Here is an 11,892-nt window from a genome sequence, read left to right on the forward strand (position 1 = left end):
CTACTTGGTAGGGCACGTTTCTTGGATTAGAAGAATAACTTGTTTTTAATTCGGTCAAGACACTGGTTTTAAACTTTACGGTAAATAACAACATCATTTAATAACTGAAAAAAGGGGACTGTGACATAAGTATGTCTAAGTCCCCTAAAACCGAATAAACTGTTCTTATTCCTTACCTTCAAAATAAGAAAAATTCTCTGCGTATCCCTTTTTATTGACCTGTCTTGCTCTGGCGATTGCGAGATCATGTGTATATACATCATCCGTAATGGTTGATCCAGCAGCAATCATTACATTGTTTTCGATTGTCAGCGGTGCGATCAAATTAGAACCTGAACCGATAAACGTATGATCTCCTACTGAGATATGCTGCTTATCTTTCCCGTCATAATTCACAAAAATAACACCGCAGCCGACATTGATATCTTTCCCTAAATCTGCATCCCCTACATAGCTGAGATGACCAATTTTAGTCTCTTCACCTACTGAAGAATTTTTTATTTCAACAAAGTTCCCAATATGTGCACGTGAACCAATTTCTGTATTGGGTCTTAAATGGGCAAATGGACCGACATCCGCATGACTTCGAATGGTACTTTTTTCAATTACGGAATGAACAATCTTGACATTGTCTTCAATCACACTGTCCACAATTTCCGAACCGGAGCTGATAAAGCAGTCCTCACCGATTACAGTTTTTCCTTTGATACAGACTCCTGCTTCAATCACAGTGTCTGAGCCAATCACTACGCCTTCATCAATGTACGTACTAGCAGGATCGACAAACGTAACGCCATTCATCATGTGCATCGCATTCAGACGTTTATACATAATTTTATTTGCGGTGGCCAGTGCCATTCGATCATTAATCCCCATTGCTTCATCAAAATCAGCCATCCGGTAAGCCGCAATTGTCGCTCTGCCGTTTTTCAAAATTTCAATAATATCTGTTAAATAATACTCACCCTGCGAATTATTTTTCTCTATTTTTGAAAGGGAAGAAAACAAGGCTTCATTGTCAAAACAGAATGTTCCTGTATTGATTTCTCTTACACTTGTCTCTTCTTCAGACGCATCTTTCTGTTCAACGATTTTCTCAACAATTCCCAAATGATCACGAATGATTCGTCCATAACCTGTAGGATCATCAGCTTGAGCTGTCAGAATTGTTGCACTAGCATTTTTCCCTTGATGATAATCAAAAAGATTGGTCAGTGTTTCTGCCGTTAACAAAGGCGTATCTCCTGTAATCACCAGTGTGGTTCCCTTTTTCCCTTTCAGCAAGCTTTCTGCCTGCATGACCGCGTGTCCGGTTCCCTGCTGTTCCTGCTGTAACGCATACTTTGTCCGTTCTCCCAAATACTCTTTGATTGCTTCTGCACCATGGCCGACAATTGTCACAATTTCCGTTGGCTTAGTCTGCTCTACCTGATCGACAATATGCTCTACCATAGGCTTCCCTGCCACGGGATGAAGGACTTTATAAAGCTTTGATTTCATACGTGTACCTTTACCTGCAGCTAAAATGATGACGTATCTGTTCTCTTCCAAATTTGTCACTCCTCAATTCTGTCTCATTCTTTTTTATAACAAGAGAACGGCGTAATTCTAAAATCCCCGCTCTTTAAATCCCAAACAAATGAAGTTTATCTTTATCATAACCTTCTCTTAGTTTATCTTACCAAATGCACTTTTTCAACCAAACCAATTTTAAATAATGCAGAGCAATTTGGTCCATTCTATAACTATTAGTTTATGGATGGATGATCCTATTCAGTATAGCAAAAAAACTTCGCTATTTTTTGAACAGCAAAGCTTCCTTGTCTAGCAATTATTTTGATTTATTCTTAACTAAAATAATTTCCCGGAACAACATTAATCGTTTTTGTCTGGGTATCCACATCTTTCACATAGAGCAGAGATGTATAATCATTGATTGCACGCTGTCCATTGAATTTGGACTCTGCAAATACAGTAATGCCCACCAATTCAGCTTCAAATTCCTCAATCAGACTCTTCATACCGTTAACCGTTCCGCCGCCCTTCATGAAATCATCTACGACAAGAACCCTCGATCCCCGTTCCAGACTGCGTTTGGAAAGCTCCATTTTTTCTATCCGTTCAGATGAACCGGATACATAATTCACGCTGACTGTAGAACCTTCTGTAATTTTTGAATCTCTGCGGACAATCACAAAGGGAATATTCAGATAATAAGAAACTGCCTGTGCAATCGGCACACCTTTTGTTGCCACAGTCATCACTGCATCAACTTTTTGATCTAAATAAATTGAAGCAATCACCCGACCAATCTGACGCAGCAGCTCCGGCTGTCCCAGTAAATCAGAAAGATAGACATAGCCGCCCGGCAACAGACGATCCTGTTCGGACAAACGGTCACCCAGCTCCATAATAAACTGCTTTGCTTCCTCGTATGGAATCTTGGGAATAAACTGAACGCCTCCTGCAGCTCCCGGTACGGTTTCCAGAAGACCTGTTCCTCTCTGCTGAAACGTCTTTTTTACAATCGCCAGATCTTCGCTAATAGAAGACTTGGCAGACTGATATCTCTCAGCAAAAAATGTCAGAGAGATTAATGTATGTGGGTGACTTAACAGATATTGTGTCATATCAATTAGGCGTTCACTTCTACGGGTTTTCAAATTAGTCACTTCCTTTTTTCTCTATCGTTCCTTATTATAAGGGTTTAGAAGAAAAAATTCGAGCATTTTAAAGAAAAAATCTGAAATAGTTCGCATATTCTATAAAAAAGAAGAAGTCAGGGAAAAGAATCTTCGTTTTTCCCTAACTTCCTTTAATTTTTCTATTTCTTAAAGAGATGGTTGTAATATAACGAATAACATTGATTACTAAAAAAATACTAATAAATGCCAGTGTAATGGTCGCACTCGGTGGTGTTTCCAGATAATAAGAACCAGTCAATCCTGCCATCATCCCCACCAGCCCTACAACTGTACTAATTAGAATTACCATGTTAAACCCTTTTCCGATTCTCAATCCTGTCGCTGCAGGAAGCACCATAATAGCAGAAATCAGCAAGGCTCCTGCGATTGGAATCATCACAGCAATGGCAACTCCTGTTATTACATTAAACAGCATGGACATCCAGCGTACAGGAAGTCCATCAACATGCGCTGTGTCCTCATCAAACGTCAACACATACATCGGGCGCTTGAACAGGAAAAACAGAATGACCAGCACAACGAACAAAACTGCCAAAATTACTACCTGTTCCCATGTAATAGTAACGATGGAACCAAACAAATATGACTGGATACTTGTTGCAGAATTCCCGCTGTTCATATTCATCAGAACCAGTGCGAGTGCCAGACCGCCGGACATTAAAATAGCGATTGAAATTTCTGAATATGTACTATAAATATGCCGCAAATACTCCAGAACAACAGCTGCTATGATGACTACAACCAAGGTCATTAAATTGGGACTCAAATTAAAGAACAGCCCCAAAGCAACTCCTGCCAAAGAGACATGGGACAACGTATCTGCCATCAGCGACTGCCTCCGGATAACCAGAAACACTCCCAGCATTGGGGCGATAACAGAAATAAATCCTGCAGCCAGAAATGCCCGCCTCATAAATTCATATGAAAACATCTCCAAAATATTCAACTCCCTAATCTATCTTTTTCAATTTTATACTTCATCCATGTCTGTCTCAGAACTCATGTGAAAACAACGCCACTGAGAGTCTTCTTTCCGCACTAAGCGAATTTGCCGATCTGCATATTTCTTAATGTCCTCATGATCATGAGTAATCATCAAAATCGATTTGCCATGAGCATGAGCATTGTGTCTTAACAAACGATAAAACTCGTTTCTGGATTCTTCATCCATCCCTGTTGTGGGTTCATCAAGAATAAACAGGTCAGGATCTGTTGCAAAAATTCTGGCCAGACTGATCCGCTGTTTTTGCCCGCCGGAAAGCTCACCAATGCGTTTATGCCGCATATTCCACATACCAACTGCTTTCAATGCCTTTTCCACGTGCTGATGATCTTTTGTTGTCAGCCGCTGAAACCAGCGCTGTCTGGGAAATCGGCCGGAGCGGACTAATTCCAGTACCGTACTGGGAAAGCCAGCATTAAATGAGGCAATCTGCTGAGGAATATAGCCGATACTGATTTTTTTCCCTTCAGCATTTTTATCAGATACCGTTACTGTTCCGCTTGCAGGTTTAAGCAGCCCAAGCGTGCTTTTTATCAGGGTTGATTTTGCAGCTCCGTTTTCTCCCGTTAAAATAACAAATTCACCCGGATCAACATAATAGGAAACATTTTCCAAAACAGGCTCATCATCATAATAAAATGTTAGTCCCTGTACATCAATGTAATGCATATACGCTCTCCCTTTTTTAATAAAATAACATATTCAGTTCCCAGTCTGATGATATCTTATTCTTTACTTTATTTTTCATCCAAAACTGCTTCATTCAGAGCAATCAAAACCTGCACATGCTCTAGAATACAGCCAAAATATATCAGTCTTGTTCTTTACTTAATACTCTTTTTCAAGGCTTCAAGATTTTCCTGCATCACAGAAATATAATCTTGACCTGACTGCTGCTCCTCTTCTGTCAGACTTTCCAGTGTTTGCAGTACTGAAAGCTCAACACCTGTTTCTTTAGCCAGTGTTTCAGCTACTTTTGAGGAAGCTGTTGCTTCAAAATAAATGACCTTTACCTGATGCTCATCAATATATTTCTTCAATTCAGCCAAACGACTTGGTGAAGGCTCCTGATCAGGAGAAATACCTGAAATAGACTCCTGTATCAGTCCATATTCTTTTGCCAGATAGCCAAAAGCAGCATGCTGTGTCACAAAGGTCCTATTTTCAACAGCTGCAAAAGCTGTTCTGTACTCAGCATCCAATGTCTGTAATTTTTCAAGGTAAGCAGCTGCATTTGCTTCAAATACCTCTTTTTTATCAGGATATTTGCTTACCAGCGCATCACGAATTGTCTCCACTTCTTTTTGGACCAGCACAGGGTTCAGCCAGACATGCGGGTCTACTTCGTGACTGTGATCATGCTCTTCTTCTTCCTCTTCATGATCATGGTCATCGCTTTCCATCAAATCAATACCTTTACTTGCTTCTACAATTTTTACACTATTCTGATTGATATTTGAAATGACATCTTCTGCCCAGGTTTCGAATTCATTACTATTATATACAAACAAGTCTGCATCGGAAACTTTTGCGATATCTTTTGCACTTGGTTCAAAGTCATGGGCATCTGTACCAGAAGGGATTAACAGTTCAACAGTTCCCTCATCTCCTACAATTTCTTTTGTAAAATTATACATAGGATAGAAAGTAGTCATCACAGTAATCTGATCTTGTTTGTCAGTTGCCGGCTTCGTTGTTTCCCCGCAGGCAGCTAAAATAAAAATACCTAGTAAGAGCATACCGATACACATACTATATTTCAAAAATTTTCGCTTCATTTTTTTCTCCATTCCGATTTACTTTTGCAAATCGTAATTTTTACGATTTAAGAGCAAAACCTACTTTATCAGAAGTTAAAAATTCCGTCAAGAAAAAAATCAAAAGAATCTGAAAACCTTTTTCATTCAGGTGATTTGCAGTAAGAAATAGACCTCATTTACAGACTTGAAGCACGAAATTATTTCCAGATTCAGAAAAAAGCAAAAAGCCCGGAATCTTTTATAATTCCAGGCACATGCTGCATATCTAAATCAGATACACACTGATAAGCAATTATTTCAGTGTTCTTACCAGATAAACCTCATCACAAAAGCCTTTTAGCCCATTATAAATTCTTTGGGCTCTGCTCTTTTTATCGCACAATGCAAAAACAGTAGGTCCGCTGCCGCTCATTAAAGCTGTATCAGCGCCAAATTTCAACATTCGATCTTTAATCTGCTGAATAATTGGATACCGCTGAATTGTCACACTTTCCAATGCATTACCAACTGTTTGTGTCATTCGCAGATAATCGTTTGCCTGCACTGCTTCTTTCAGACCAGTAATATCCGGATGATGGATGCTGTTAAACGACAAACTGCCAAATACAGAGCCTGTTGAAACACTCATTTTCGGCTTCACAAGGACTACCCAGCATTGCGGCATAGGCTGAAGCTTTTCTATCCGCTCGCCTCTGCCTGTCACAAAAGCTGTTCCTCCCTCAATACAGTAAGGAACGTCCGAGCCAATCTCACTGCCCAGTTCAGCCAGTTCGGTATTTGTCAGACCCAACTGCCAAAGCCGATTCAATCCTCTCAGTGTGGCTGCGCAGTCGCTGCTGCCTCCTGCAAGGCCGGCAGCAACAGGTATTCGTTTTTCTATAAAGATTTTTATTCCTTGATCGATCTGCATCCTGCTTTTTATCAGCTCTGCAGCGATATACACATGATTTTTTTGATCTAAAGGAATAAAAGAATTATTTGTTTCAAGGATAATTTGATTATCCGGAAGAGGCTCAAACGAAAGACGATCTGCCAAATCTACACTAGCCATCACCATCTCCAATTCATGATATCCATCTTTCCTCTTGTATAATGCATCCAGACCCAGATTAATCTTTGCCGGTGCCTTCTCAATTATCTCCATGTCTCCACCTATTCTATGATATATCAGCAATCTTATACGACAGAATCCTTTAAAATTCTAACATATGTTTTTAGTGAAGTACATAGAATGTTTGTATAATACAGCATATAAAAAAAGTTGGACAAAACGAAATTTCCGTTTTACCCAACTTGATTCGTCATTCTTTAGACAGCTTCACCGATGAACTCAATTTCTACAGTACGTGTCAACACATCTGAATAACTATAAGAAACCCGTTCAAACGAGTTTTCGTCTGGATCTAAGTCTACAACAAAAACAGAAGGATAGGTTTCTGTTAAAACACCTGAACGTTCTGTCTGCCGTTTTCTTCCCGTCTGCGCAGTCAATGTGATTTTACTGCCAATACGGCATTCCAAGTCTTTCTTGATTGAAGCTAAAGTTGTTGGCATTGCATTCACCTCAAAAACGATTGTATCACATGTACAGGAAAATTTCAAGTTTACCATAGCACAAAAATAATTGCAACTACTTATACTACAATTATTTAATTCTTTTATTTTTCTCTCTTTTTTTTAATCATATATCAATGATTTGATCTTCTTTTTTGCCCGATCATAGGCACTTCTGACTCTGATCGGCTGCACATCATATTCTTCTGCAATATCGCTGAGCTCTTTGCCATCCATATATTCTTCAAATGTAACCCGCTCAAAAGAAGACAGGACATTATGAGCATCTTCCAGTTTTTCACGAATAATCATGTAGTCCAGCGCTTGAGATTCTTCTATCTGCATATAATCCAAAAATGTTTCCCCTTGTGTATCCATTTTTTGTTCAAGTGATACAGCAGTTATGTCCCCCTGACGCTTATAGGCGCATTGTCTGCGGACTAAACTTCGAATATGATTCTCGAAATTAAGCTTAAAAAAATTTCCGATTGTTACTTTGTGTCCTTCCTGAAACTTTTCCAAAGAACGAAAAAAGACAATTCGTCCTTCCTGCAGCCAGTCATCCTGATCAAATCCTCTCAAATAATACTTCGTCTGCATTTTAAAAACAACTGGATAATACTTTCGATATAGCTGATCAAATGCTTCAAAGTCCCCGTGTAAAATTGTTTCAAACTGATTCATACTTAACTCCCTTTCCATCCAATTAAACAAATTGATGAAAAAAGAGTACCATCTCTCCGCATCTAAAATGAAGATAAAAAAAGAAGAAAATATATTACGATAAATATTTTCTTCTTTTTAGCATATTATTTTATTATATAGAGTTTTTTTCTGATGGCTCTTCTCTGTACTCATACATTCTTGCGTATATTTTCAAATCAGTCCTTCTCATTCGAAAGCTCTTCTAAAATATCAGACAGCTTTGACAGTTGTTCCATATCCCAGGGTGAGTTCCGTCTAAAGCTCTGATATTGAATATCCGTCGCATGAATGGCAATCGTCCGCTCTGTTTTACGAATCTGGTCATATAATTCTCTGGCAGAAATTCTGAGTGCCCCTTTTGAAAAAATCAGCCATTGTTCAGCCAGATCACTCGTAGCCACAGAGACCTGTGTCAGCAGATTGTTTTTTTCCCCTGTTACACGTTCAATATAGCTGTCAGCCGTCTCTTCTTCTTTTGTAAAAACAACTGTCAGCTGATATTTTTTATAGCTTTGCTGGATTCCAGGTACCAGCTGGGCATCGAAAACAACCATTACTTCAAGACCTTCATATTTCGCATAGTTGGATAATCGGTGAAGCAGCGCTTCCCTTGCATCTTCCAGCTTGTTTTGATTTTTCAGACGAACTAATTCCGGCCATGCACCAATCATATTATAGCCATCTACAATCAGCAGCTGCTTTTTCACCGATTTCACCTCCTCATACCTTGGGATTTCTTCCCCGATAAACTTCATACATTAATAATCCGGCAGCCACGCCGGCATTTAAACTTTGAACATGCCCTGTCATGGGAATAGTCAGCAGTTCGTCTACCTCTTTATGCAGACCTTTACTCATTCCCCGACCTTCATTTCCGATAATCAGTGCAACAGCTCCTGTGGTATTCCATTGCCGATAGTCGGTTCCCTGCATATCTGTCCCAAATATCCAAAAGTCGGCCTTTTTAAGCTCCGTAATTGCATTGGTCAGATTCGTTACTCTGGCAATGGGAACGTACTCTACAGCCCCTGTGGAAGCTTTTACAACAACTGAGGTAACACCCACTGCCCGATGCTTTGGAATAATCACTCCATCCACTCCCGTTGCATCAGCAGTCCTCAAGATAGAGCCCAAGTTATGCGGATCTTCTATACTGTCTAGTATCAGAAAAAAAGGAGTCTCCGATTCTGTTTTTTCAAGCAGCTGATCCAGCGTCAAATATTCATATGCAGTTGTAGCCAGAACCACCCCCTGATGGACGCCTCGGTCACTCAAAGTATCCAGCTTCTGCTTCGGTACCCACTTTACCGGAACTGCATGTTCCTTTGCAGCTTCTTTCAGTCTCTCTATCTTTTCTCCAGAAAGGTCCTCCTGCAAAAACAATTTGTTGCCGCGGTCATTTCCCAGTGCTTCGAGTGCCGCATAATGACCAAAAACAAAATCATCATTTTTTTCTGCGACAGGGCCTTCCTGTTTTTTCACTTTCACAGGTCTTCTGTCTTTCTTATCATTTTGCCTGTTTCTATTTCTTCCTGGCTTCATTCTGCTCACCTGCTTTCTTTATACACCATTCAATCAATTCTTCCAAACGTTCGGTCCTCTTCATTAAATGAAGATAGCCCATCAACGCTTCGAAGCCGGTCGCAACACGGTAAGTTGTGATATCCGCATTTTTAGCCGAGGTATGACTTTTGGCATTTCTTCCACGCTTGTAAATCAGCTCTTCCTCTTCCGACAGCTTGCCTTCCGACAGCATTCCCTGCATTAGAGAAGCCTGCGCCTTTGCTGAGACATAATTGGTTGCAGTTCGGTGAAGAACATTTGGCTTCGTCTGTCCTTCTGAGACCAGGTAATCCCGAATGTATATTTCATAAATTGCATCCCCTACATAAGCCAGTGCCAGACCGTTCAGCTGTGTGTAATCTCTCATTCGCCACGTCTCCATCTGGTTCCCTGAGCAGTATCCTCAAGAATGATTCCCTGTTCTTTTAACAGATCTCTAATTTCATCGCTGCGAGCGAAATTTCGATCTTTTCTTGCCTGATTTCTTTCTTCAATCAGCTGATCAACAGCATCATCCAACAGTTCAGCCGAAGAAAAGAGAATGCCAAATATTTCCAAAAGTACCGTATATAATCCCAAGGCATATTCTGTAACTTTTTTGGAAACAGAATTCTGCTCACTGTACTGATTCAGCCATTTTGCCAATTCGTAAACAACCGTAATTCCATTGGCCGCATTAAAGTCATCATCCATTTCTTTAATGAAAGCTGCTTCAATCTGATCCAGTTCCGCAATCTTTTCAGCATCCTCCAGCAACGCCTCCTCTGCTGAATCTTTTCTGAAAGAAAGATTTTCAAAAGCGATTTTCAGTTTCTGATAATTTACTGCCGCTTCTTTCAGAGTTGTCTCACTATAGCGGATCGGGCGCCGATACTGAGTCGTTGCCATAAAGAACCGCAAAATCTGAGGATCTACCTGCTTAACCATTTCATGTACAGTAATAAAATTTCCTAAAGACTTGCTCATTTTTTCATCGTCTTCGCCAATCGTTACGTAGCCGTTGTGCATCCAGTAATTCGCAAATGTTTTCCCGGTTTTTGCCTCACTTTGTGCTATTTCATTTTCATGATGCGGAAACTCCAGATCCTGACCGCCGCCATGAATATCAATGGTATCGCCCAAATGCTTGCCTGCCATCACCGAGCACTCAATATGCCAGCCCGGACGACCGACACCCCAAGGAGAATCCCAGAAAATCTCTCCTTCTTTTGCCGCTTTCCACAAAGCAAAATCAAGAGGATCTTCCTTTAGCTTCAGCTCTTCTCCAGTACGCTGACTGGCGCCCATTTCAAGCTCATCAATGGATTGGTGGCTTAATTTCCCATACTCTTTAAATTTTCTAGTGCGATAGTATACGTCTCCCTGAGACTGATAAGCATACCCTTTATCAATCAGTGCCTCAATAAATGCCTGAATATCCGGCATATGATCCATTACCCTTGGATTTTCAGTAGCAGGCTTTACATTCAGCGCCGCAGTATCCTCTTTAAATGCCTGAATAAATTTATCTGCAACTTCCGGTGCTGTAATCCCCAGCTCATTGGCTGCCCGGATAATTTTATCATCCACATCTGTGAAGTTGGAAACATAATTTACTTCATAACCTCTATATTCAAAATAGCGGCGAATCGTATCAAAGGCAATTGAACTGCGCCCATTTCCTATATGAATATAATTATAGACTGTTGGTCCGCAGACATACATCTTAATCTTTCCTTTTTCCAAAGGTGTAAAGACTTCCTTCTGTCTGGTTAATGTATTATAAATCTGTATCATCTTTTTCTCCTACCTTTTCCCCGTTGATTCGGACTATTTTTGCCGGAATTCCCACTGCTGTCGCTCGATCCGGTACATCGATCAGCACAACTGCTGAAGCACCTACTTTTGCCTGTTCTCCTATGGTAACCGGTCCTAAAATTTGTGCATGTGCAGAAATGATTGCACCTTTTTTAACAGTAGGATGTCGTTTCCCGCTGTCTTTACCTGTACCGCCTAACGTCACACCATGAAATAGCACCACATCTTCCTCGATCTCAGCTGTCTGACCAATAACCACACCCATCCCATGATCAATAAAAACGCCAGGTGCGATTGTTGCTCCCGGATGAATTTCAATACCTGTCAAAAATCGCCAAAATTGAGCATGAATTTTTGCCAGCAGATAGAGATGATGATTGTATAAAAAATGCGACAGCCGATGCCAGAACAGCGCATATACCCCTGGGTAGGTAAACAGAATTTCTGCAGTGGAACGGGCTGCCGGATCATTTTTTCTAACCGCAGCAATGCTCCTCTTCAACCAACTCATAAGCTTCCTTCCTTTCATTATCTTCTTTCAAAACAACTCCTTCAGTTCATTTTACCATCAGCAGACAGACTCTTTTTCCCCTTTATTTTCCTTAATTAATGATAAAAAACGCCTTTCAAACGAAATAATTCCGCTTAAAAGACGCTTTCACGTGGTTCCACTTTTTTTCACAAAACAGACTGCTGCTTTGCCTCAAAACAGGTAACGTCTGTCAGCCGTTCTCAGCTACTTGCTTTTCACCGAGACCACTCAAAGGGGCATTTCAAAGGGTATTTACTGACTGCTTACACCTGC

General features: G+C 40.4%; 13 protein-coding genes and 1 other annotated feature (1 of these 14 only partly in view). All 13 genes read right to left on the bottom strand.

Annotated features, from left to right (window positions below; genetic code table 11):
* Positions 1-165: 165 nt before the first annotated feature.
* Positions 166-1,551, bottom strand: coding sequence for a bifunctional UDP-N-acetylglucosamine diphosphorylase/glucosamine-1-phosphate N-acetyltransferase GlmU (gene glmU, locus LI954_RS13965; RefSeq protein ID WP_267491507.1), 1,386 nt, complete (start codon positions 1,549-1,551; stop codon positions 166-168).
* A gap of 296 nt (positions 1,552-1,847) precedes the next feature.
* The gene (purR, locus tag LI954_RS13970; RefSeq protein ID WP_202067294.1) at positions 1,848-2,663 is read right to left on the bottom strand and encodes a pur operon repressor; all 816 of its coding nucleotides are present in this window, start codon (positions 2,661-2,663) and stop codon (positions 1,848-1,850) included.
* 142 nt (positions 2,664-2,805) lie between these two features.
* Complete coding sequence (locus LI954_RS13975; RefSeq protein WP_202067293.1) at positions 2,806-3,642, bottom strand: metal ABC transporter permease; 837 nt, start codon at positions 3,640-3,642, stop codon at positions 2,806-2,808.
* A gap of 33 nt (positions 3,643-3,675) precedes the next feature.
* Positions 3,676-4,377, bottom strand: coding sequence for a metal ABC transporter ATP-binding protein (locus LI954_RS13980; RefSeq protein ID WP_229441394.1), 702 nt, complete (start codon positions 4,375-4,377; stop codon positions 3,676-3,678).
* 155 nt (positions 4,378-4,532) lie between these two features.
* Positions 4,533-5,486 (bottom strand): metal ABC transporter substrate-binding protein, encoded by a 954-nt coding sequence (locus LI954_RS13985; protein ID WP_229444768.1) that lies wholly within the window; start codon positions 5,484-5,486, stop codon positions 4,533-4,535.
* A 274-nt stretch (positions 5,487-5,760) separates the two neighbouring features.
* Positions 5,761-6,612 carry a 4-(cytidine 5'-diphospho)-2-C-methyl-D-erythritol kinase gene (gene ispE, locus LI954_RS13990; protein WP_202067290.1) on the bottom strand — a complete coding sequence of 284 codons (852 nt, stop codon included), beginning with the start codon at positions 6,610-6,612 and terminating at the stop codon, positions 5,761-5,763.
* A 164-nt stretch (positions 6,613-6,776) separates the two neighbouring features.
* Positions 6,777-7,022, bottom strand: a complete 246-nt coding sequence (locus LI954_RS13995; RefSeq protein ID WP_202067289.1) for a Veg family protein — start codon at positions 7,020-7,022, stop codon at positions 6,777-6,779.
* Positions 7,023-7,145: 123 nt separating this feature from the next.
* A complete protein-coding gene (locus LI954_RS14000; RefSeq protein ID WP_202067288.1) occupies positions 7,146-7,706 on the bottom strand; it encodes a sigma-70 family RNA polymerase sigma factor in 561 nt (186 codons plus the stop codon).
* Between the two features lie 197 nt (positions 7,707-7,903).
* The gene (locus tag LI954_RS14005) at positions 7,904-8,434 is read right to left on the bottom strand and encodes an NYN domain-containing protein (RefSeq protein WP_202067287.1); all 531 of its coding nucleotides are present in this window, start codon (positions 8,432-8,434) and stop codon (positions 7,904-7,906) included.
* A gap of 13 nt (positions 8,435-8,447) precedes the next feature.
* Entirely contained in the window at positions 8,448-9,269 is an 822-nt protein-coding gene (gene rlmB / locus LI954_RS14010) for a 23S rRNA (guanosine(2251)-2'-O)-methyltransferase RlmB (protein ID WP_202067286.1), read from the bottom strand.
* Positions 9,250-9,657, bottom strand: a complete 408-nt coding sequence (locus LI954_RS14015; RefSeq protein WP_202067285.1) for a Mini-ribonuclease 3 — start codon at positions 9,655-9,657, stop codon at positions 9,250-9,252. Before LI954_RS14015 ends, rlmB begins: the two co-directional genes overlap by 20 nt.
* Complete coding sequence (gene cysS / locus LI954_RS14020; RefSeq protein WP_229444769.1) at positions 9,654-11,066, bottom strand: cysteine--tRNA ligase; 1,413 nt, start codon at positions 11,064-11,066, stop codon at positions 9,654-9,656. The genes LI954_RS14015 and cysS overlap by 4 nt, the downstream gene beginning before the upstream one ends.
* Positions 11,050-11,598, bottom strand: coding sequence for a serine O-acetyltransferase EpsC (gene epsC, locus LI954_RS14025; RefSeq protein WP_202067283.1), 549 nt, complete (start codon positions 11,596-11,598; stop codon positions 11,050-11,052). The genes cysS and epsC overlap by 17 nt, the downstream gene beginning before the upstream one ends.
* Positions 11,599-11,732: 134 nt before the next feature.
* Positions 11,733-11,892 (bottom strand) — a binding site (T-box leader) (it continues 54 nt past the right edge of the window).

The organism is Enterococcus sp. CWB-B31, from assembly GCF_020567645.1.
GTDB lineage: Bacteria > Bacillota > Bacilli > Lactobacillales > Enterococcaceae > Enterococcus_L.